Genomic DNA, 22,401 nt, shown 5'->3' with positions numbered 1-22,401 from the left:
CTGGACCACGTATTTCACAGCAACGAACATGACTGTCAACACGACGGACGCCGACGGGCGGTTGCTGGTGCCGATCGCGAACGCCGAAGCCGCCGAGCGACAGCTTCCCACCGCGATCGACGTCGCCACGGATCGAAACCTCGAGATCATCCTCTGTTACGTCCTCGACGTCCCGCCACAGCTGTCCTTACAGGACGGAAAGGAGTACCTCCTCGAAGACGAAGACGAGACGATGCTCGCGGACGCCATGGAGGTGGTCGAGTCGGCCGGAGTCCCGGCCGAGCGTCGTATCCGGATCGCGCGGGGGGTCGCCGCCGGCATCCTCAGCTCGATCGAGGCCTACGACGCCGACGCTGTCTTCATGGGCTGGCGGGGACGACCGCCACGGGAGGACCGCGTTCTCGGTGGATACCTCGATACCGTCCTCAAAAAGGCCACGTGTGACGTCCTCGTCGAGCGCATCAAGACGCCCCGGCCCGAGTCGATCGACTCCGTACTGGTGCCGGTCGCCGGCGGTCCACACGACGCCTTCGCTACCGAGGTCGCCGGCGCGACCGCCCGCCAGCACGACGCCTCGGTACAGCTGGTACACGTGATGGCGACCGACGACCCCGAGCTGAGCCGGCGGGACGCGGAGACGCTCCTTCGGCAGGCGACGGGGTCGCTCGAGGGTGTCTCGTCGATCGAACGGGTGATCGTCGAGCGCGACGACGTCGCCGGTGCGATCACCGACCGAACGGCGGACCACGACGTCACGTTCCTCGGCGTCTCCCGCGGGGGCGTTCTCGAGCGAACGCTCCTCGGGACGGTCTCGGAGGCGGTTGGTCGTCACGCCGCGGGCTCGGTCGTGCTGGCGAAGCGGTACGAACCCGTCTCCTCCCGGTTCAAGCGCCTCTTGCCGTAGCGGCTACTGACCCGTCTTCCGGCCTGTCAGCGTCTCGATCTCGAGTTCGTAGATCTCGAGGTCGACCTCGGCGACGTCCTCGTCGAAGATCCGTAGCCGGCGAAACTCCCGGTTGACCGTCGTCGCGTCGAACGCCTCGCGTTCCTCGCCCGTCAGCCGACGTAACTCGCCAGTGGCGACGATACTCCAGGAGTCATCGGGCGGCTCGACCTCGTACAGCAGGAAACTGGCCTCGGTCGTCGCCTCGAGAAACGCCATCTTCTTGCTCGAATCCGTCGCCGAAAGCCGGATGTAAAGTGAGGAGTCGTCGAACTGATAGCCGACGGGAATCGCATACGCCGCGCCCTCGTTCGCGAGCGAGAGGACGCCGACGTCGTGAGCGTCGAGTCGGTCGCCGATCTCGGTTTCGTCCATGCCGAACGTGTAGATGTACTCGATCCGGTCCATCACGGGGTGTACGGCCGAACGCGGTAAGAAGGTGCGCCGTCGCCGCGGCCTCGAGGCGAAACAGGGGGTGGGGTCGGAAGCTGGGACGTGTGACAGGGACGTCCACGGCCCCGGACTCGGCTCCAACGCCCACGCACATTAACATTTCCGTGAGTTCGATCGACGTTCGTCCACTCTCGAGGCGCTCGGTTACGCTGACAGCCGGCTCCGGAGGTACAACAGGAAGAACGCGACGGCGAGTGCGAGGCCAGCGATCTCGTAAGAGGCCTCGTGGAAGGTCAGGATCGCCGCGGCGACGACGGCGGCAGCAGCGAGAATCGCGTAGCCGACGCCCCCGTCGCCGTCGTCGGTCTCGACGGGCTCGGTCCGGACGAGGAGTTCGCCACGCTCGAGCTGTCCGAGGACCCGATCGGCTCGTGCGGGCAGTCCGGCCGCGACGGGAGCCGACTGACGCAGGTCGGTACGGACGTCCTCGAGCAGCGCCCGGAGTTCGGTCTCGATGAAGCCGTAGTCGATCAGAAAGTCGCGAATAACGGCGATGAAGTCGAAGTCAGGGTCGAGCGACCGACAGACGCCTTCGCCGACGGTGCCGACCCGGACGAGCAACATGACGTCGGGCGGGATCCGGAACGGAAAGTCCTGCAACATCGTCAGCAGCTCCGTGATGATCAGCCGCCAGGTGATCTCGGAGCGTCCCTCGAGGTTCTCGATGACGAGCCGGAGGACGTCCCGGACGGCGGCCCGGTCGACCGTCGGCTCGAGCACCTCCAGTGCGATCAGCGCGTCCATCAGACCGTCGACGTCCCGACGGACGAGCGTCCGGTACAGCGAGACGATGTCCTCCTGTTCGGCTGGCGTGAGCCGTTCGCTCATCCCGAAGTCGTAGATGACGAGTTGTCCCTCGTCGGTAACTGCGAGATTGCCCGGGTGAGGATCGGCGTGAAAGACGCCGTCGATCAGCCCCATCTTCAGGTACGTTCGGGCGATCAGCGTCGCCATCTCCGAGGGGGTGAGCTCGTGGGCGTCCAGGACATCCTCGTTCGTGATCTTCTCGCCGGGAACGTACTCCATCGCCAGCACCCGTTCGGCGGAGAGGTCCTCGTAGACTCCGGGCACGACGACCCGATCCTCGTCCTCGACGTTCGCACCGATATCGACCATCATCCGCGCCTCGCGCTCGAAGTCCAGTTCCTCGAGGATGATCTCCTCGAAGTCGTCGGCGACGTTCTCGATCGAGTACTGCTGGCGCTCGTCGGCGAAGAGCCCGACGATCGGGACCAGCGCCCTGACGACCCGAAGGTCGCGTTCGATCACCGTCCTGACGCCGGGTCGACGGACCTTCAACGCAATCCGCTCGCCCTCGTAGCGAGCGGTGTAGACGAACGCGAGCGAACCGCCGGCGACCGGCTCGAGCGTCCCGAGATCGAGCTCGTCGCCGAGTTCGGCCTCGAGGACGTCTCGCGGTTCCCCGCCTGCGTCCTCCGGGACCTCGTCCTGTAACGTCCCGAAGACGTCGACGTACGTCGGCGGGACGACGTCGGGTCGCGTCGAGAGCACCTGTCCGACCTTGACGAACGCGGGGCCGAGCTCGAGCATCGTCTCGGTCATCGCCTCGGCGCGTTCGCGGTGGGCCGACTCGGGGAGCCGACGGGGCGAGCCGACGAGCAGGAACCGTCGCCGGTCCCGGAGAAAGGCGATCGCGAACGGCAGAAAGCGAACGACGACCTGGAGGTACCGACGGTAAAAGCCCCTCATCGTCGTCGATCGGGACGGTCGTCGATGAGCTGGCCGTACATATCTCTCCGTTCGCACAACTGCTCAAAGAGGCTACCGGTACGAGGGTGGAGAGAGCCCACAGCGTGGCGTGTAGCTTCTTGAACCCCGACGTGGTACGTCCGACGCGATGTACGACAGTATCCTCGTTCCGGTCGACGGCACGCCCGGCGCGGAGGGCGCGATCGCCCGCGCACTCTCGCTCGCTCGAGTCGGCGGTGCGACCGTTCACGCGCTCTCCGTAATCGAGTCCGGAGACGACCTCGCGGCCCTCGATGCCGACGAACGCGAACAGGTCCGTCGCTCGACGGAACGACGGGGCGAGCAGGCGACCGAACACGTGATGGAACTGGCCGACGACGCGGGCGTCGAGGTCGTTCGACACGTCCGGGACGGCGTTTCCCACCGCCAGATCGTCGCCTACGCCGACGAGGCGGACGCCGACCTGATCGTGATGGGGACTCACGGCGAGCGCGACGTCCGACTCGGCAGCACGACCGAACGTGTGATCGCGACCGCCGACGTCCCCGTGATGGCGGTCCGACTTGCCGACGGTCCCGAAGATGTCCCCTCCGTCGCGGGCGTGACGACCGACCGCGTCGTCGTCCCGACCGACGGCAGCGACGCCGCCGACCGGGCCACAGACCGCGCTCTCGAGATCGCCGACCTCACCGGCGCGACCGTCGACGTCGTCTACGTGATCGACCGGACGATCTACGACTTAGAGGACGCCCCCCGGAGTATCATCGGGAACCTCCGCGAGGGCGGTGAGACCGTCCTCGAGGAGGTTGCAGCCGAGGCGACCGAGCGCGGACTCGGCGTGAACACCGAGGTTCTCCGCGGGGCACCCGACGAGGAGATCCTCGCGTACGCAGACGGCGTCGACGCCGACCTGCTGGCGATGGGAACGCGCGGCCGGGGCGGTGGCGGCCGCTCGGATCGCCTGCTCGGAAGTACGACCGCCCGCGTCGTGCGTCGGTCCGAGCGGCCGGTGTTGACGGTCAGGTGAGCACTCGGCGATATCAGGCCGTCAGGACGGGTCGATCGGCCGTCCGGACGACCCGTTCGGCGACGCTGCCGATTTTCATGTCACGCGAGTGGCTCTGGCCCTGGTAGCCGATGACGATGAGATCCGCGTCGCACTTCTCGGCGCAGTCGTGGATCTCCTCCCAGGGACGCCCGTGACAGACGGTACAGCCCATCTCGATACCCTCGTTGTCGGCGCGGTCGACGAGGTCCTGGAGCATCGCCTGTCCCTGTTCTTCGAGTTTGTTCAGGACGATCGCGGAGCTGCTTAGCGCGGGCTCGCCGTAGCGGTGGGTTTCGACGCAGTACAGCGCGTGGACCTCGGCGTCGTAGCGGTCTGCAAGCGTCAGCGCGTGTTCGACGGCGCGGTTCGCGGGATCGCTGCCATCCGTCGCGACCAGGATCGTATCGTACATAGATTGTCGATAGGGTTCGGATACGGTTCAGGCCGTGATCACGGGCCGGCCGGCGTATCTGACGACCCGTTCGGCGACGCTCCCGATCTCGCCACCCGGCGGTCCGGCGAGTCCTCGGTTTCCGAGGACGATGAGATCGGCACCGATCGCGTCCGCGTAGGCGTCGATCTCCTCGCTCGGCCGTCCGCGTCGAATCTCGGTCGTCATCTCGACGTCAGCACGCGTTTCGAGATCCTCGAGAATCCCCCGTCCGCTCTCTTCGAGGTCCTCGAGGACGCCACCGGCGTCCGAGACGCCACCGTACCGACGGGTGTCGACGACGTACAGCGCGTGGAGGTCCGCGTCGAACGTCGACGCGATGTCCATCGCGTGCTCTGTCGCCCGGTTTGCCGGTTCGCTGCCGTCGACCGGGACGAGGATCGTGTCGTACATGCTGGTCTCCGTACCACGAACGGGTTCTTATAGATTGGCAGGCGCAGGCGGCAGTTCGACGGTCGCGCGGGCGTACGGGACACAAACATCGGGGACCGTCGATCATCGCCGTTCGACGAGCGCGTCGGCTTTGCTCCGAATCCGGATCGGCTCGAGTTTCTCTGCGAGCCGTTCAGCTTCGTCGAGCTTGCTCGGTGTCTCGGCGTGGATCGTATAGAGGTCGTCGCCTTCGTCGACTGGCTCGCCCGTCGTCCGGTGGACAGCGATCCCGGCCCGGAGGTCTTTCGGCGCGCCGGCCCGTCTGGCGAGATCGCTCAGCTGGCGATTGTCGACCCGCGAGATCAGCCCCGCTCGCCCGGCCCGGATCGTCGCCGTCTCCGATCCCGGCTCGAGGTCACTGACGACGACGTCGGGATCGCCACCCTGGGCCGCGACGAGATCACGGAAGCGCTCGAGCGCTCGTCCGGAGTCGAGGATCTCGGTCGCGTCGGCCTCGACGCCGCAGTGCTCGAGCAGGATGTTCGCGAGCCGAAGCGACTTCAGCCGGAGCGACTCGGGGCCGCCGCCCTCGAGCACCGAGAGGACGTCTCTGGCCTCGAGGACGGGGCCGATGCCATAGCCCGTCGGGTCGGTGCCGTGGGTGATCGCACAGACGACGTCGACCCCGAGGTGGTCGCCGACGCGTTTGAAGTCGTCTGCGAGTTCGCGGGCGGCGACGAGGCTCTCGACTTTCGCGCCCTCGCCGTAGGGGACGTCGACGACGACGTGGGTCGAGCCCGCGCTCCGTTTCTTCGAGAGCACGGAGGCGATGAGCTGGCCCGGCGGGTCGATCGAGAGGGGGTTCTCCGCGCGGATGATCTCGTCGTCGACCGGCGAGAGGTCGACGCCGCCACCCCAGACGAGACAGCAGTTCGTCTCGGCGACGATCGATTCGATCTCGGCGGTCGTAAATTCGATCTCACAGAACACTTCCATCACGTCGGCGGTGCCCGCGGGCGAGGTCACCGCCCGCGAGGACGTCTTCGGCATCGTCAGCCCCGCCTCGGCGACGATCGGGACGATGATCGGCGTCGTCCGGTTGCCCGCGACGCCGCCGATTGAGTGTTTGTCGGCGACGACCGGCTCCTCCCACTCGAGGCGTTCGCCGATCGCGCTCATCGCCTCCGTGAGGTGTTTGGTCTCCTCGAGTGAGAGCCCGTTTGCGTAGACGCCCGAGACGTACGCGCTCAACTCGACGTCCGAGAGGCGATTCTCGTGGACGTCTCGGACGATTGCCTCGAGTTCGTCGCGCTCGAGTTCGACGTCGTCGAGTTTCTTGCGGACGTACCGGACCGACCCCGGCGTGCCGGCCAGGGCCACCTCGACGGGGCCGCGGACGTGTTCTAAGGGTTCGGAGACGCCGATCGTCCCGGCGTCGACCAGCTCGTCGGTCACCTTGACGATCCCGGTCGTCGTCGTCTCGTCGTAGTCGATCCGGACGCGGTCTAGCGGGTGGGCACCCAGCTCCGCCGCGTCGGCGACGTTCAACAGGACCGTCGGCCGGCTCGTCCCGATGTCGATCGCGTCGGCCTCGAGTTGCATCCTAGCCGTTCGAACCGACCGCGCGACCAAAACGGTGCCGGGTGCGCGAACGTCCTCGATCCGGAACCGATTCGAACGGTCAGTTCACCTCTCGAAAGCGTCGTCCGCGACGAACAGCGACGGCTCGTCGTGAGCGAACGACACCCAGCCGTCGTCGATCGAGGGGGGACGAACGCGGACGGTCAGCTCGCCGGCTTCGAGAGCCGACTCGAGCACACCCCGGCCCTCCGCGAGATCGTACGAGAGCGGGACGACGACGGCGGTCTCGGTCGCAGCGTCGAGTTCGACCGCCAGGACGTAGGTCGTCTCCTTGACCTGCCGTCGATAGACGTCGGCCCCCTCGAAGGTGGCCTCGTCACGGTCGACGACGGACGCCACAGGCTCGTACTCGGCGTCGGTGGCGAAGACGGTGAGCCAGGCGCGCTCCTCGCGGTTGACGGCCGTAACGTCCGTGGGTCGGACGGCGACGGCCTCCCAGCCCGCCTCGCGGTACTCCGTGGCGATCTCCTCGGTGTCGGCGAGAAGCTCCGTCCAGGGATCGTCCGGCTCGGGGGCGACGTCCGTCCCGCCGTCGGTGCCGTCGGCTCCGGTCATCGCGACCCTCCACGCGTTCGCGCGTCCATGCTCGAGTCCGGGAGAGTCGAGGCCAAAAGCGTTATCCACCGACTCGCAGAGGGGAGTCCTCGACGCGTCTCGGCCGTCCCGCGTCGGGAGCGGCCGGTCAGCCCGCAGGCCAGGCGCTCGACGGAGTCATCGGTGATCCGTTCCGACGGCGGGCGACGAACCGAGAGCGGTAGTCGGGTCACTACTACCGTCCCGCGCGTACCAATCGTCGGGGTAGACAGTTGGACGCGCCGAAACGTACGGGTAACAGCTCCAATACAATTACCGGCTGGCAGATAGCGTCACGCGGATGGACTCGAATACTCCCGCCGTCGACACCGATGTCGATTCGCGCGTGCCAGAACAGACCACTAAAGCGACCGACGACGCTGGAGCCGGAATGACGCGACGACGAGCGCTCCGGATGGGCAGCCTCGTGGGTGCCGGAAGCGTCCTCGGTGTCCTCGGAGCCGGTGTCGACACGGCGATGGCAGACCACGGTAACAGGCCGGACGAGGTGGTTCACCTCGAGTACGACGAGTACGACAGCTGGGACGACGTATACTGGCTCTCAAGCGGCGATGGCGACACCGTCGACCTCGTGTCCAGCCCGAGAGCGTCCGACGAGACCGCCCTCCAGCTTCAGGTCCGCGAGGACGACCACTGGGGGGCGAGTCTCCACTACGGCTTCGAAGATGGGCTGTTCGAACTCACCGGGCGCGTCGACTTCGCGCTCGACACCGGCTGGTCGATGGAAGGGCGAGACCCATCGAACTGTCGACTCTGGAACTGTGCGATAGCACTCGGCGAGGGAAGCGCCGGTGGCGGCGTTCCCGACGGCACCAACGGCTGGAGCAACCGTCTGTACGTCACGACGCGCGACGCCGACGCGGCGGGACCGTTCAATCTCCTGTCAATAACGTATCACATGGATCAGTATCAGGATCACGATTACATCGTCGACGGTGAGGAGTACACGATCGAGGAGGCCTCGATCGAACCCGGCGAGTGGTACGAACTCGAGTACTACATCTGCGTGAACACGATGACCGACGGCGTTGCAAACCCCGACGGCGTCGTGCGCTACAGCCTCGACGGCGAGCCCATTTACCAGCGCCGGGACCTCCGGTTCACGGAAGACTACGAGGACAACGTTATCGACACGAACGGCCCCGTCGGCCACTACGGCGGACGGTACGTCGCGCCACAGAACCTCTATGCGTACTACGACGATCACTCGATGGCGCTCAATGGCGAGTTCGAGTTCGATGCGTGTTGACTCGGCTGGAGATAGTGGTCAAAGCGACGTGACGAAGCCGCCCGCTTACTCGCCGTCTTCGTCGTCGACGCACGTCTCGACGGTCTCTCGATCGCCGACGAGGGCGTCCTCGAGCGCCGCTTGCACCCGGTCCGGATCGGCGGGTCCGCCCGCGGCCGCGGCGCTGCCAACCGAGCCCGGATCGAACGAAACCGCGAGCGCGTCGTAGACCGGCTCTAACACCCCTGCGAGTTCGTCGGCCGCGTCGACAACGAGAACGCCGGAGACAACGGCGGCGTCGTGTCGCACTCGCTGGGCGATGCCAGCGAGTTTGCCGCCTTCGGCCTGCAGTGAGTGGGCTCCGGGACAGAACGAGTCCATCGGCTCGCCGCGGGCGACGTCGACGCCGAGGTCGGCGAGTGCCCGTTCGAGCTCCCCGATCAGGCGCTCGTATCGCTCGTCGGTTCCCCGACGGAAATCTGCGACCGGCTCCGCACGGGCGAAGGCGAGCGTCGTCTCGCCGTCGTAGGCGACGGCCCGACCGCCGACGCTTCGCTCGACCGGCGGGAAGCCACGGTCGCGGGCGACCGTGCGAGCGCGGTCGTACCCCTCGAGGCCGGCGTCGCGACGGCCGAACGCGACCTGCCGGTGCGGGGTCCAGACCCGGACCGCGGGCTCGCCGGCGGCGGCGACCTCGAGCAGGCGGGCGCTTGCCTCGCGGTCGGCCGGGATCGTTCCGGTGCGGCCACGGAAGACGCGCATGCGGTATCGTTGGAGCCGACGGCTCTAAACGCTCCCGGCGCACACTCGCAACCGATGGCCGTCACGCTTCCCGAATCGATGCTCACCCAGTACGTGCGCTTTTCGCTGTACAACTCGCCGTACCGGGCTCACGACGAGGGGCGGGCGATCGACTGCTACCCGGGGACGCTCCGGGACGGCCGGACGACCGCCGCGCCCAGTCCCGTCTCGGGAACCGTCCTCGAGACGCGGACCGTCCGCGCTCCGTCGAAGCCGTACGCTCCCGCCCACGACCACCTGCTCTTGCTCGCATGTGACGGTCCCGGCGATCTCGAGGGGCTCGTCGCCCGGATCCTGCACGTCGACCCCGCCGTCTCGGCCGGCGACCGGGTGGCGATCGGCGAGGAACTCGGGACGCTCGTCCGGGCCGGCTTCTTCGCCCCCTGGGTCGACAACCACCTCCACGTGGGATTTCGCGAGCCGACACAGAACCTCCACCGTGCGGCGGGATCGCTCCCGCTCGAGGTCGGCGTCGACGTCTCCCCCCTGTCGTGGGACGGGACCGGAACGGTCGTCGCGACCGGCGAAACGTACGCCGTTCTCGACGCGCCCCGACACCCGGATCCGGGAGCCGGATTCGTCGGCATCGGTGCCGACGGCGGTGGAGTGCTCGACGGCGGCGTCCCCCACTACGACGGCGGCGGTCTGCTCGCGGGACCGGACGGCCCGGTCCGACTGAACGGCGACCGACTCGGGGTTGCCAGTCCACGAACCGTCACCTGGGACGACGTCGTCGTGACGGTCGACGGCGAGCCGGTGACCGGCCTGTCGACGTTCTGTGCTCGTGACGCCGGCTTCGGGGCGAAGCTGATCTGTCCCGACCGCTCGGTCTCGATCGGCGAGGACGTCCGCGTTCGAGTCGAACCGGCGTGACCGCTCTCGATCGCGTCACCACGCGTGAGTGTCGGTTCAGGGGCCAACACGGTTGATGTGCCATGGAATGGTAGCACGGCACATGGAGGGGTACGACAGACGTACGTTCCTCGGCCTCGCCGGAGGCGCGGCCGCCGTCGCCGGCGTTTCGGGGCAGGCGATAGCACAGTCGCGGCTACAGGTAGCGATCCAGGCGACGAACAGTCCGGTCGCCGCGGGCGGACAGTTGCGCGTGTCGGCGGAGATCTGGAACCTCGAGTACAGCCCGACGACGGAGCAGGTCACGCTCGAGGTTGGCGGCGAGATCGTCGACCGCGCGTGGGTATCGATCCCGGCTCGTGGACGGGCTGTCGCCGACGTGGGGTACGAGACGTACCCGGTCAGACAGGACGTCTCGTTTCCAGTAACGGTCGCGGCAGGAGACGATGCGGCGACTCGAACCGTCGAGGTGTACGCCGACGAACCGCCGGATCCGGGCGCGCTCGCGGTGTCGATCACCGGGACGAACGATCCGGTCGACGCCGGCGAGTTCCTGCAGGTGACCGCGACGGTCCGGAACACCGGCGATTCACAGGCGAGCGGGACCGCCCGACTCCTCGTCGGCGAGGATCGCGACCAGGTCGACTCGGCGTCAGTGTCGCTCGGTGCAGGCGGGACGTCGACCGTGACGCTCGGGTACGTGACGTATCCGGTCCGACGGGACGTCTCGTTCCCCGTGATCGTCGCCACCGACGACGACGAGGAGACGCGTACCGTTTCCGTCTCGGGAACGGGCTGACGGCAGCGCCGATCGACTGGTCCGCCCGTCCATCTGAGACGGCTTTATAGCCGTCGCGTTCGAACGTGATCACGGATGCCCTCCGAGTGTACGCCCGTCATCGAGATCGACGGACTCACCAAACGCTACGGTGAAGCGACGGCCGTCGAGGGGCTGACGACGACGGTCGATGCCGGAACCGTCTACGGCTTTCTCGGTCCCAACGGGGCCGGCAAGACGACGGCGATGAGAATGTTGACGACGCTCACCAGACCGACCGCCGGCACGGCCCGCGTCGACGGCCATCCGATCGACGACCGCGCGGCCGTCACGCCCCACATCGGCTACCTGCCCGAAGAGCCGCCGGTCTACGACGAGCTCACCGGCCGCGAACAGCTCGAGTACGCCGCCGGCCTGCGTGACCTCCCCGAGCCCGAGACCGGCGAACGCATCGCCGCCTTACTCGAGCGGTTCGACCTGCTCGAGGATGCAGACAAGCGCATCGAGCAGTACTCGAAGGGGATGCGCCAGAAGATCGGCGTCATCCAGGCCGTATTACACGAACCCGCCGTCGCCTTCCTCGACGAGCCGACGAGCGGGCTGGATCCCCGTGCCGCACGCACGATGCGGGAGACGATCGCCGATCTCGCCGACCGGGAGATGACGATCTTCCTCTCGACGCACATCCTCCCCGTCGCCGACGACCTCGCCGACACCGTCGGCGTTCTCCACGACGGTCGACTGGTCGCAGAGGACGCACCTGCGACGTTGAAACGTCGCGCCGAGACCGGCGACCAGCGGAGTCTCGAGGACGTCTTCCTCGAGGTGACCCGGGAGACGTCCGACGACGGCTCCACCGGGGAATCGACCCGCGCTAGCTGGTAACCAGGCTCACCGGTTTCACGGGATATTTCACCGGGGGTTGGGCAACTGTGTCGTATGACACGACAGCGAGCCGAAGTCGCCGGTCCGTTTGACGCGTTTCGGCAGTTTTTCTCGCTCCAGCGAGACGTCCTGGTGCTCTCGCTTGCGATGTTCGCGTTCAGTCTCGGCTTTCAGATGACGAACCGGTTTCTCCCCGACTATCTCGTCTACCTCGGGGCGACCGGATTCGTCGTGGGGCTGTTCGCGACGCTCGGGAACGTCATCGGCGCGGTGTATCCGTACTACGGAGGAGTCGTCTCCGACCGCGTCGGCTCGCGATACGCCCTGACCGTGTTCGGGTTCCTCTCGACGTTCGGGTTCGGGATCTGGCTCGTCTCCGCCTACGTTCCGGCGATCGACCTCGGCGTCACGACTGTCGAGCCGTGGGTCTGGGTGTTCGTCGGTCTGCTGTTGGCCCAGTGTTGGAAGTCGTTCGGGATCGGCGGCCACTACGCGATCGTCAAGCAGGCGACCGAACCCAGCCGGCTGGCTCGTGGATTTGCCAGCACGGAGACGTTCCGGCGGACGGCCTTTCTGATCGCGCCGCTGATCGTCGCCGTCCTCGTCGCCGACGACCTCATGCCCGGGTTCCTGTGGGTGCTCGCGATCGCCATCGCCGTCGCAATCTTCGGCACGATTACACAGCACCTGCTGTACGAGACCGGCGAGGACACCGTCGGCAAGGAGTTCGAGGGATTCGGCCAGATCGTCGACGACCTCCGGGCGCTTCCCGACCCGCTCCGGCCGTTGCTCGTGGCGGACACGTTCGTCAGGTTCGCCAACGGGATGGTGTACGCCTTCTTCATCCTCGTGATCACACAACTGATGGAGATCGGACTGACGGCGACCCTTCCTCTCGTCGGCACGATCGACCTCTCGCCCGCCGCGTTCTTCGGCGTGTTGCTCGCAATCGAGATGCTCGTCGCGCTGGTGACGATGGCGCCGGCCGCGAAGGTCGCCGAATACACCGGGCTCAAGCCGGTCGTCGGACTCGGCTTTCTCGTCTACGCCGTCTTCCCGGTCGCGTTGATCTTCGCGCCGGAGAACGTCTGGATCCTGATCGCGCTGTTTGCCTTTTCGGGACTGCGCTTTGCCGGGTTGCCGGCGCACAAGGCGTTGATCGTGGGGCCGGCCGAGCGAGGGGCAGGCGGTCGCGTGACGGGCTCGTACTACTTCGTCCGCGGTGCGATCGTGATTCCAAGCGGTGCACTCGGTGGGTTCCTCTGGGAGTTCGTCGCGCCGGAACTCTCGTTTACGGTCGCGACGGTCGTCGGACTGATCGGCGTCGGCTACTTCGCGATCTTCGGCGAGGAGTTCGAGGCGTACCGGTAGCTACCCAGACGACGCGGGGTCGTCCCGCCGGCGCGTTGATGCGAACTCGAGGTCGTCGCTCTCGACGACTTCCCCGAACAGCCAGTCGGCGTGCTCTAAGGCGTACTCACGGTGGTCCTCCTCGATGTGGCCGATGCAGTCTTCGACCAGCACCGGCCGAAAGTCACGGAGGCCGGCGCTGCCGCCGGTGTGGAGCACGCAGACGTTCGCGAGCGTGCCACAGAAGACGAGGTCTGTGATTCCCCGCGCGCTTAGCCATCCCTCGAGTTCGGTCTCGTAGAAGGCGTTGTAGGTGTGTTTCTCGACGATCAGGTCGGCCTCCTCGGCGGGCAGTTCGTCGACGATTTCGGCTCCCCACGTCCCCTCGACGACGTGTTCGCCCCAGCGTTCGAACTCGTCGTAGTAGTGGGTATCCTCGAACTGTTCGGGCGGGTGGACGTCGCGGGTGTAGACGATCGCCACGCCGGCCGCCTGGGCCCGCTCGAGGAGTTCGGCGATCGGCTCGATGACCGCCTCGCTGCCGGGGGCGTACAGCGCCCCCTCGGGGTGACAGAAGCCGTTTTGCATGTCGACGACCACGACAGCGGTAGTGTCTGGTTCGAGATTCATAACTGGTGGTAGGGGTCCGATCACAAAAACGTCCACGCCGACCGGGGCGCTTTTTGCGTTTGATTCCGAATACGTGTATATTCCCCGTCCATGACACCCCTTCGCGCGTTCGTTCTCGCCGTCCTCGTCGTAACGTCGCTTTCGGCGATGCCACTCGTCGCGGCGGACGCAGGCACGGGTACGTCGCCGTCCGAACCCGAAAGCGTCGACCGACTCGAGTCGACGGCTGTCCCGTCCGTCCTGGCGGATACCGACACCGAGACCGACGTCGACGCCGACGACGAGCCGACGACGACGGAGACGGTCGGCTACGTCGAGGGCTACTGGTACAACGATTCACTGCCGGTCGACGACCGTGACGACGCCGTCCTCGAGGACGACGAACTCGAGGCGGTCGTCTACCGATCGATGGCTCGCGTCGAGGTCGTTCGCGAGCTGACCTTCGAGGAGACGGTCCCCGTCGACGTCATCAGCCGCGAAGAGTTCGAAGCGGACGTCGACGGAATGACCGACGACACCAACGAGTCCGACCGACTCTACCAGAACCTCCGCTACGAGGCGCTGTTTATGGTCGATCGAGGGACCGATGCCGTCGACGAAGAAGAGACGCTGTACAGTGGCTCCGTGGCCGGCTACTACGACACCGGGGACGACCAGATCGTGATCGTCTCCGACAACCCCGAGACGCCCGAACTCGACGAGATTACACTCGGCCACGAGCTGTTACACGCCCTCCAGGACCAGCACTTCGACCTCGACGAGTACGACGGCGCGACCGTAGACCAAAACAGTGCGGAGCTCGGGTTGATCGAGGGCGACGCCGTCTGGGTCGACACCGAGTACGAGAACCGCTGTGAGGAGGAGTGGGACTGCGTGGTGCCGGCAGACGAGCAAGGAGAGCTGCCGGATATCAACTGGGGGATGTACCTCACCTTCTTCCAGCCCTACAGCGACGGTCCGGCGTACGTCGACCACCTCCGTGAAAACGGCGGCTGGGACGCCGTCAACGAAGCCTACGAGGAGCCGCCGGCGAGCTCGAGCGAGATCATCCGGCCCGGCGAAACGCGCGAGCCGGTCGAGATCGACCACGAAGATCGCTCGAGCGACCGCTGGGAGCGCCTCGAGCGCGACGCCGCCCCCGATCACATCTCCGTCGGAGAGGTGGGACTGGCCTCGATGATCGCCGCTCCCACGCTCGACGACCGACCTGCCATCGTCGATCACGGCGAGGTCATCAACGTCGGTGCCGTCGGCGTCGACGAAACAAATCCGTACAACTACGACCACGAGTACACCGACGGCTGGGCCGGCGACAAGCTCGTTCCGTACGCCACCGACGACGAGACGGTAGACGAGAGCGGCTACGTCTGGCACACCGAGTGGACGACGGAGCGAGACGCCGAGCAGTTCCGCGAGGGCTATCTCGAGCTACTCGCGATAACCGGCGCAGAGTCCGTCGACGGCCACCAATCGACCGTCACGATCGACGACGGATTCCCCGGCGCATACTATCTCGAGCACGATGGCGAGACGGTGACGATCGTCCGTGCGCCGTCGGTCGACGAACTGTCGGAACTCTACGAGGGGGCTGCACCCGACGGCGAGAATACCCTCGAACTCGGCACCGGTGTCGACGACACGACCGACGCGACAGACGACGCAGCCGACGACGAGACGCCCGGGTTCGGCGGGTCGCTCGCTCTCGGTGCAGTTGCACTCGCACTGCTCGCCGTCGCGTTCGCGACACGGCGGACGTATTCACGATAACCGTCGGAAACGATTTGGTTCGACCGATCGATGCTGTCGGTAATGCGACGACGTCGAAGCGTCCTCGTCGCCGTCGTCGTCCTCGTCGCGTTGTCGGGCTGTGCGTCCCCGTTCGCCGTCTCGGACGGCAGCCTCGACACCGACCGCGAACTCGGCTACGTCGACGAGTACGGCTACGACGACACCTTCGGTCTCGACGGGAGCGAGACGCTCTCCGAGGACGAACTCGAGGCGGTCACCTACCGCGCGATGGCCCGGATCGAGGTGTTGCGCGGTCACAAGTTCGAGCGAGCCGTCGACGTCGAGATCGTCGACCGCGACGAGTACCGTGATCGCGACGTCCGACCGGCACAGCCGGCCACGAACGAACTGTGGCGTGGCGCGTTCGTCGTCGACGGCGAGACGGACGTCAACGAGGCCTACGACGAGCTCTACGGTGATTCGATTCGGGGGTACTACCAGGACGGGACGGTCGCGCTCGTCGTCGACGATCCCGACGACGCCCGGATTGACCGGACGACGCTCGTCCACGAACTCGTCCACGCGTTACAGGACCAGCGACTCGCCCTCTCGGTCGAGGGCGAAACCCTCGACGAGCGTCGCGCCGAGACCGGGCTGATCGAGGGCGAAGCCGACTATCTCCCGACCCTGTACGACGACCGCTGTGAGACGGAGTGGGAGTGTCTCGAGGACGTCGAGCCAGACCCCGACGATCCCGACGAACGACCGTTCAACGCCGGTCTGTTCCTCTCGATGTACGCCCCCTACTCCGAGGGGCCGGCGTTCGTACAGCACCTCCACGAGAGTGGTGGCTGGGACGCCGTCGACGCCGCCTACGAGGAGCGGCCGGCGAGTACGTCACAGCTGATCCGTCCCGAGACGTACCCCGACGACCGCCCGCTCGAGGTGGGCGTCCCCGATCGGTCGACCGACGGGTGGGAGCCCCTCACCGACAGCAACGGCGATCAGAAACACACCGTCGGCGAGGCGACCCTGTTCGCGACGCTGTGGGCGAACGGCGTCATCGAGCGACCGCTCGAGGACGGGGCCGACGACGACAGCCAGTACAACTACTCCCACCCGATCACGAACGGCTGGGGCGGCGACACGTTCGTCGCCTACCGAAACGGCGACCGACACGGCCACGTCTGGCGACTCGCCTGGGAAAGCGCCGACGACGCCGAACGGTTCGCACAGGCCTACCGCGAATTACTCGCCGCACACGACGCCGAGCCGGTCGACGACGACAACGACGTCTACCGGATCGCCGACGGCGACCCCTTCGCCGGAGCCTACGAAATCTCACTCGAGGGCGACGAGGTCCTGATCGTGGGTGGTCCCACCGTCGAGAGTCTGGACGCGATCCACGACGGCGAACAGGCGTCGACTGCGACGCCATCGCTCGAGTCGCCGGCCGCGTCGACGGCGGTGGCCATCGGTGTGCCGACCGAGTCGGCGACGGCACCGCCGTAAGCCGAGACGGGACCTTTTTCGCCTCGGACTGGCAAGCGAGGGTATGTCAAACCCGTTCGGAACCGTATCGTCCGAGGCGATCCTCGCCGGCGAGGCGACCGACGCCTACTTCGAGCGAACGCGTACGACCCTCGAGCACGTCGGCGAGAACCCCCACGTGGTCGCCGAGGTGACCGCCGATCAGTTTCCCACGGGCTCGTTCGAAGTGTTCACCGGCGTTTCCGAGGCCGCACGCCTGCTCTCGGGACGGGCGGTCGACGTCGACGCGCTCCGGGACGGACGCCTGTTCGACGGCGGTCCGGTGATGCGGATCGAGGGTCCCTACCTCGAGTTCGGCGAACTCGAGACCGCACTACTTGGCTTGCTCTCTCAGCCGAGCGGTTTCGCGACGGCCGCACTCGAGGCCCGCCGTGCAGCTCCGGAGTCGACCGTCCTCTCGTTCGGTGCCAGACACGTCCACCCGGTGATCGCGTCTGTCGTCGAACGTGCGGCCCTGCTCGCGGGGCTTGACGGCTTCTCACACGTCGCCGCGGGCGACCTCCTCGGCCGGGACGCAAGCGGAACGATGCCACACGCGCTCATGTTCTGTTTCGGCGAGGGCAACCAGGACGAGGCCTGGGACGCGTTCGACGCGGCCGTCCCCGAGGACGTCCCGCGGATCGCGTTGACCGATACGTTCTGGGACGAGAAAGCCGAGAGCCTGCTTGCAGCCGAGACGCTCGGTGATCGCCTCGACGGCGTCCGCCTCGACACGACGGGTTCGCGCCGGGGCGAGTTCCGACACATCGTCCGCGAGGTTCGCTGGGAGCTCGACGCCCGTGGCTTCGAGGACGTCGACATCTTCTGTAGCGGCGGCCTCGGACCCGAGCAGCTGCGTGAGTTACGCGAGTTTGCCGACGGCTTCGGCGTCGGCAGCGCGGTCACGAACGCCGACCCGATCGACTTCAGTCTCGACATCGTCGAACTCGAGGGCGAGCCGGTCTCGAAGCGGGGCAAACTCGCGGGACGAAAGGACGTCTATCGCACCCCCGACGGCGGCCACCACGTCGTACTTGCGGATCGTGACGGGCCGGAAAACGGCGAGTCGCTGCTCGAGCCACTCGTTCGCGACGGCGAGATCGTCCGGGAGGACGACCTCGAGGCCGCGACAGGGCGCTGTCTGGCCGACGCCGAGACAGTCGGCTTCGACATCTCTACCGACCGATAACCCACGCGGTCGAGACGCCCGGACGTCAGAGCGCAGACAGGCCTGGTCGGATCGACGGTGACAGGCTACAGCTGTTCGATGCTGCCGTTTGCTTCGCGTTCGCGGAAGACCTGACCCTCGAAGAGGGTGACCACGACGTCGTCGTTCTGCCACGCCGTCGGCGGCAGTCGCGCCTTTCGGCAGACTCGGTCCAGGTACTCGCGTCCGCTCCAGCCGTTCTCGACGGGCACCGTAGGATAGAGCCAGCCGCTGTTTCCGCTCCCGTCGACCGCGACGCCGTGGACGCCGACCTCGAGGTCGGCGAGCGGATCGTCGGTCAGGACGACGTTCGTCACCGCACAGATCGAGACGGTGAGGTTCGACAGCTCCGAGGGAGTCACCTCCGACCCGCAGGAGGAGTCGCTCGCGGCCTGGATCGCCGAGTCGACGATGACGTGTCCGAGCTGATCGCCCGACTGGTAGCCGCCGGCACACCCCCTGAGACTTCCTCGGCCACAGGTAGACTCGAGACGGACGAACGCGCCCGTCCGTGCATAGAACGCATCGCGCATGCTACCCGGCTGCTCTCGTTGCCCGTTCCGTACGTAGGATTCGACGGCCTCACGCGCGAGTTCGACGGCACGCGCACCATCCTCGAAGGAGAGGTCGACGCCCTGTCGCTGGGACATACACTCGTACATGATCCTTCCCTGTCTAAAGCGCTTCCATTCGAAGCTCCGGCGACACTTGCCGACCGAGGGACTTATTCGGCCGAGAGCCCTACCTTACATGGGAGAGAGAGCCTGGCTGCCGCGGCGGTCGCGCCGGTGACAGCGCGTCCGTCCAACGCGGATCGTCTCATCGAGACTGTCCGCGCCCGCGAGGAAAGTCCCCCCACCGTTCGGGCGGGTGACCGGGCGCAAGCCCGGAGCGGGAGACCGCTGGCTCTGGAACAGAAACGACACGTCTCGACCCGACCGATGATGCGTGCGAACCCGACCGCGAGGAAGGGAAGTTGACCCGCAGAGGGACGGCGACTCAAACGCCGGACGGTCGAGGATCGATGGAACGGCGAACCCTCACCGGTGCAAGTCCGCGTCGCTGGTAGCCCGAACACGCCGCGATTTCGCGGGAGACGCGGACGCTTAGCCGAATGCCAGGACGAACAGAAGGGGGCTTACTCCTCTCGCCCAGGTTTCGTACTCGAGTGACGACACACTCGAACCGATAGACGCTGTGCTTGCTTCACAACGGGCGTTCGGACGATCCGACGACTCGAGGGGCCGTCACGAGAGAACGATCAACTCCCCGGTTTCGTCCTCGAGCTGTCTGCCGTCCGTCGTCACGAACAGCGTTCCGTCGGCCGCCGTCACGAAGTTGACGTCACCTTCTATCTCGCGTTCGAACCGCTGCTCGCCGACGCGAAGCGAGCGAACGCCGTAGCCGCCGTCGATGTCGATCGCCCGGAGCCGATCGCCGCCGACGTACACCGTGTCGCCGACGACGATCGGCGGGTTCCGGGAGCCGCGACCGAGGTCGACGCGCCAGCGCTCGTCCCCGTCGTTTGCGTCGAGAGCGTACAGCGTCGACCCCGACCGAGCGAGCAGGGTTCGATGGCCGATCGCGAGTCCGTCGTCGCCGAATCCGCGGAGTTCGGTCGTCCACTCCCGTGCCCCGCCGATATCGAAGTACGTGATCGAACCGTCACCGCCTGCGACGGCGACGCCCATTCCGGTCCGACGATCCCCCGAAGTCAACACCACCGGAGCGCTCGAGAGCCCCGCCTCGACCGTCCGTCGCCACTCGATGTCACCATCCCATCGGTTGATCTTGTGCAACTCGCCGCCTCTCGTCGCCACGAACAGCCAGTCCGCGTACTTCGCGGGTGCGTAGCGGGCGGCCCCGAGCAGTGCGTGCTCCCACAGGTGCTCGCCGCTTCCTGCATCGAGCGCGTGGACGGCGGTGCCGGCGGCCACGTAGACGCGGCCGTCGTCCGTCTCCGTGACGGTCAGCGAATCCCTGCCGATCGGGTCGTCGAGTTCGTACGACCAGTCGACGTCGCCTTCCTCGAGGTCTCGAGCGGTTAGCGTGTTCACCTCCGGGACGTACGCCGTATCGTCGAACACCGCCGGCGACCCGCGGTACGTGTAGGCGTCGTTCTCGGGATCGATCGACCAGCGTCGTTCTCTCGTCTCCCTGTCGAACGCAACGACGTCGAGGCCCGTGGGAACCAAGACGGTGTCGTCGGTCACGATCGGTTCGCCGAGTGCGCTCACGGACTCGAGGCTGACGCGCCAGTCGACGCCTGGCTCGTCCCGCGGGGCAACGCCGTCGGGGATCGCTCTCGAGTTTCGGAGGTCGGCACCGGTCGTCGACCACGCGTAGTCGCCGTCCGTTCCGGGACCGGTGTCGGTGCCGCCGAGACAGCCAGCAAGCACCGCAGTGGCGACAGTCCCGGTCCCGAGGAGGAGATCACGTCTGGAGGGCATTCGGGCACGACTATCGAGCGTCTCGAAATGAGTTTTGTGATACGGAACCGACGCTTCGATTCTCGTGATTGAGTGGGGCGATCACGCACGGCCGGGGGAAGAGAGCGACAAGGTATCCGACGTGAACCGACGCGGCGGTCATACTGTCGGTCATGGACCTGTGAACTGGTGTCCGGGTGATCCAGCCGTTGAACGTGTATCTGGCCGTGCTGTCACCAGCCGTGTTACGTCGGTATGACCGACAGTATCAGTCGTACGGCACGAACGGGTCGGACACGTCCTCCGAATTGAGGTACACGGTCTTCAGTTGCGTGTAGTGGTCGATGACCTCGGTGCCGTTCTCGCGGCCGATCCCGCTCTGTTTGTACCCGCCGAATGGGGCGGCGAGTGACGAATCACGATACGTGTTGACCCACACGACTCCTGCCCGGAGCTGTCGGGACAGACGGGTCGCCCGCCCCACGTCCGTGGTCCAGACGCCGGCGGCGAGTCCGTACTCGGTATCGTTGGCCAACTCGACGACTTCCGACTCGCTTTCGAACGGGATGACCGACACGACAGGACCGAAGATCTCCTCTCGAGCGATCCGCATCTCGTTGTCCACCCCGGTGAAGACCGTCGGCGGGTAAAAGAGTCCACCCGGCAGGTCGTCCCGGGAACTGCCGCCCGCTTGCAGCGTCGCCCCCTCCTCTCGACCGATATCGACGTATTCGCAGATCTTCTCGAACTGGTGTTCGTTCGCGATCGGACCGATATCCGTCTCCGGATCGAACGGGTCTCCCAGCACGATGTCGTCGATCCGATCGACGAGGGCGTCGACGAACTGGTCGTGGATCGACTCGTGGAGAAACAGGCGGGAACCGGCGACGCAGGTCTGTCCGGCCGATCCGAAGATGCCTTTCACCGCGCCGTTTACCGCGTTCTCGAGGTCCGCATCCTCGAACACGATGTTCGGGCTCTTGCCGCCTAACTCGAGCGTTACGGGGACGACGTTCTCGCCGGCGGTCGCGCCGATCTCTCGTCCCGCCGCCGTACTCCCGGTGAACGCCATCTTGTCGACGTCTCCGTTCGCCAGTTCGGCACCGGCTTCGTCTCCGTATCCGGTGACGACGTTTATTGCTCCGGCGGGAACGCCCGCCTCGTGTGCGAGTTCTGCGAGTCGGATCGTCGAGACGGGGGTCACCTCCGACGGTTTGATGACCACGGTGTTTCCGGCCGCCAACGCGGGCGCAATTTTGTACGTAGCGAGGTTCAGCGGCGAGTTCCAGGGGGTAATAGCGCCCACCACGCCGTACGGTTCCCGACGGGTGAACGCGAACATCCCGTCCTGATCGGTCGGGATCGTGCTTCCGCGGATCTTGTCGGCGGCTCCCGCGTAGAAGCGATACCACTCCGGCAGCGATTGCATACGGCCGCGCATCTCGCGGATCGCTTTCCCGTTTCCGAACACCTCGAGACGTGCCAGCTCCTCGGCGTGTTCGGCGAGCGTGTCGGCGAGCGAGTGCAGCAGCTCCGCCCTGTCAGACGCCGATAGCGACTGCCACTCGTCGCTTTCGAACCGCCGTCTCGCAGCGCCGATGGCGTCTTCGACGTCCGCTGCCGTCGCCCGCGGAACGGTCGCCCAGACGTCACGGGTGTACGGATACTCGATTTCGATCCGGTCGCCGGACGAGGCGTCACGGTGCTCGCCGTCGACGAACAGCTGATACTCCGTGATGTCTTCGGGAACGGCTGTCACTCGCTGGCATTT

Annotated in this window: 21 protein-coding genes and 1 other RNA gene; 11 read left to right on the top strand and 11 right to left on the bottom strand. The window is 66.6% G+C overall.

All coding sequences use genetic code 11. From position 1 onward, the window contains the following. Positions 1–28: 28 nt before the first annotated feature. Positions 29–904 (top strand): universal stress protein, encoded by an 876-nt coding sequence (locus QQ977_RS06465; RefSeq protein WP_285928283.1) that lies wholly within the window; start codon positions 29–31, stop codon positions 902–904. A 3-nt stretch (positions 905–907) separates the two neighbouring features. Here the strand turns inward: QQ977_RS06465 and QQ977_RS06460 are convergent, their stop codons facing one another. Next, positions 908–1,351: a pyridoxamine 5'-phosphate oxidase family protein gene (locus QQ977_RS06460; RefSeq protein ID WP_285928281.1), complete on the bottom strand. Its 444-nt coding sequence runs from the start codon at positions 1,349–1,351 to the stop codon at positions 908–910. Positions 1,352–1,540: 189 nt separating this feature from the next. After that, positions 1,541–3,106, bottom strand: a complete 1,566-nt coding sequence (locus QQ977_RS06455; RefSeq protein ID WP_285928279.1) for an ABC1 kinase family protein — start codon at positions 3,104–3,106, stop codon at positions 1,541–1,543. Between the two features lie 148 nt (positions 3,107–3,254). Here QQ977_RS06455 and QQ977_RS06450 point away from each other — a divergent pair, with 148 nt between their 5' ends. Then, positions 3,255–4,133, top strand: a complete 879-nt coding sequence (locus tag QQ977_RS06450) for a universal stress protein (protein WP_285928278.1) — start codon at positions 3,255–3,257, stop codon at positions 4,131–4,133. Positions 4,134–4,146: 13 nt separating this feature from the next. Here the strand turns inward: QQ977_RS06450 and QQ977_RS06445 are convergent, their stop codons facing one another. The 4 genes from QQ977_RS06445 to QQ977_RS06430 form a co-directional block, all read right to left on the bottom strand. Continuing rightward, on the bottom strand, positions 4,147–4,566 hold the full coding sequence (locus tag QQ977_RS06445) for a universal stress protein (protein ID WP_285928277.1): 420 nt from the start codon (positions 4,564–4,566) through the stop codon (positions 4,147–4,149). 27 nt (positions 4,567–4,593) lie between these two features. After that, entirely contained in the window at positions 4,594–4,998 is a 405-nt protein-coding gene (locus tag QQ977_RS06440) for a universal stress protein (RefSeq protein ID WP_285928276.1), read from the bottom strand. A 102-nt stretch (positions 4,999–5,100) separates the two neighbouring features. After that, a complete protein-coding gene (locus QQ977_RS06435) occupies positions 5,101–6,579 on the bottom strand; it encodes an AMP phosphorylase (RefSeq protein WP_285928275.1) in 1,479 nt (492 codons plus the stop codon). Positions 6,580–6,663: 84 nt separating this feature from the next. Next, on the bottom strand, positions 6,664–7,173 hold the full coding sequence (locus QQ977_RS06430; protein WP_285928273.1) for a DUF7529 family protein: 510 nt from the start codon (positions 7,171–7,173) through the stop codon (positions 6,664–6,666). Positions 7,174–7,582: 409 nt separating this feature from the next. On the opposite strand from QQ977_RS06430, the gene QQ977_RS06425 reads away from it, so the two are divergent. Next, positions 7,583–8,461 (top strand): hypothetical protein, encoded by an 879-nt coding sequence (locus QQ977_RS06425; RefSeq protein WP_285928272.1) that lies wholly within the window; start codon positions 7,583–7,585, stop codon positions 8,459–8,461. A gap of 45 nt (positions 8,462–8,506) precedes the next feature. On the opposite strand, the gene QQ977_RS06420 is transcribed toward QQ977_RS06425, so the two are convergent. Further along, positions 8,507–9,202, bottom strand: coding sequence for a lipoate--protein ligase family protein (locus QQ977_RS06420; RefSeq protein ID WP_285928271.1), 696 nt, complete (start codon positions 9,200–9,202; stop codon positions 8,507–8,509). Positions 9,203–9,256: 54 nt separating this feature from the next. Here QQ977_RS06420 and QQ977_RS06415 point away from each other — a divergent pair, with 54 nt between their 5' ends. The 4 genes from QQ977_RS06415 to QQ977_RS06400 all read left to right on the top strand — a co-directional run bounded on the left by QQ977_RS06415 (position 9,257) and on the right by QQ977_RS06400 (position 13,127). Next, entirely contained in the window at positions 9,257–10,114 is an 858-nt protein-coding gene (locus tag QQ977_RS06415) for a hypothetical protein (RefSeq protein WP_285928270.1), read from the top strand. Positions 10,115–10,196: 82 nt separating this feature from the next. Beyond that, complete coding sequence (locus tag QQ977_RS06410) at positions 10,197–10,892, top strand: CARDB domain-containing protein (RefSeq protein WP_285928269.1); 696 nt, start codon at positions 10,197–10,199, stop codon at positions 10,890–10,892. A 75-nt stretch (positions 10,893–10,967) separates the two neighbouring features. After that, complete coding sequence (locus QQ977_RS06405; RefSeq protein WP_285928268.1) at positions 10,968–11,756, top strand: ABC transporter ATP-binding protein; 789 nt, start codon at positions 10,968–10,970, stop codon at positions 11,754–11,756. Between the two features lie 54 nt (positions 11,757–11,810). Then, on the top strand, positions 11,811–13,127 hold the full coding sequence (locus QQ977_RS06400) for an MFS transporter (RefSeq protein ID WP_285928267.1): 1,317 nt from the start codon (positions 11,811–11,813) through the stop codon (positions 13,125–13,127). Here the strand turns inward: QQ977_RS06400 and QQ977_RS06395 are convergent, their stop codons facing one another. After that, complete coding sequence (locus tag QQ977_RS06395) at positions 13,128–13,736, bottom strand: cysteine hydrolase family protein (RefSeq protein ID WP_285928266.1); 609 nt, start codon at positions 13,734–13,736, stop codon at positions 13,128–13,130. It lies immediately after the preceding gene. A 90-nt stretch (positions 13,737–13,826) separates the two neighbouring features. On the opposite strand from QQ977_RS06395, the gene QQ977_RS06390 reads away from it, so the two are divergent. Genes QQ977_RS06390 through QQ977_RS06380 form a run of 3 tightly spaced genes read left to right on the top strand, consistent with a single transcriptional unit; the run spans position 13,827 to position 18,183 of the window. Then, positions 13,827–15,503, top strand: a complete 1,677-nt coding sequence (locus QQ977_RS06390) for an Hvo_1808 family surface protein (RefSeq protein ID WP_285928265.1) — start codon at positions 13,827–13,829, stop codon at positions 15,501–15,503. Between the two features lie 42 nt (positions 15,504–15,545). Beyond that, a complete protein-coding gene (locus QQ977_RS06385) occupies positions 15,546–16,976 on the top strand; it encodes an Hvo_1808 family surface protein (RefSeq protein WP_285928264.1) in 1,431 nt (476 codons plus the stop codon). 43 nt (positions 16,977–17,019) lie between these two features. Further along, entirely contained in the window at positions 17,020–18,183 is a 1,164-nt protein-coding gene (locus tag QQ977_RS06380; RefSeq protein WP_285928263.1) for a nicotinate phosphoribosyltransferase, read from the top strand. 65 nt (positions 18,184–18,248) lie between these two features. Here the strand turns inward: QQ977_RS06380 and QQ977_RS06375 are convergent, their stop codons facing one another. Further along, positions 18,249–18,851, bottom strand: coding sequence for a TIGR00296 family protein (locus tag QQ977_RS06375; protein ID WP_285928262.1), 603 nt, complete (start codon positions 18,849–18,851; stop codon positions 18,249–18,251). Positions 18,852–18,953: 102 nt separating this feature from the next. Between QQ977_RS06375 and rnpB the strand changes: the two genes are divergently transcribed. Then, positions 18,954–19,354: RNase P RNA component (rnpB, locus tag QQ977_RS06370), an RNA gene on the top strand. Between the two features lie 94 nt (positions 19,355–19,448). Here rnpB and QQ977_RS06365 read toward each other — a convergent pair. Both QQ977_RS06365 and QQ977_RS06360 read right to left on the bottom strand, forming a co-directional pair. Further along, the gene (locus QQ977_RS06365; protein WP_285928261.1) at positions 19,449–20,651 is read right to left on the bottom strand and encodes a PQQ-binding-like beta-propeller repeat protein; all 1,203 of its coding nucleotides are present in this window, start codon (positions 20,649–20,651) and stop codon (positions 19,449–19,451) included. 247 nt (positions 20,652–20,898) lie between these two features. Continuing rightward, entirely contained in the window at positions 20,899–22,389 is a 1,491-nt protein-coding gene (locus QQ977_RS06360) for an aldehyde dehydrogenase (RefSeq protein ID WP_285928260.1), read from the bottom strand. Positions 22,390–22,401: the final 12 nt, after the last annotated feature.

It is taken from the genome of Natrialbaceae archaeon AArc-T1-2 (assembly GCF_030273315.1).
Lineage (GTDB): Archaea > Halobacteriota > Halobacteria > Halobacteriales > Natrialbaceae > Tc-Br11-E2g1.
The sequence above is the reverse complement of the archived record's forward strand: the minus strand, read 5'-3'. Positions and strand labels throughout refer to the sequence as shown.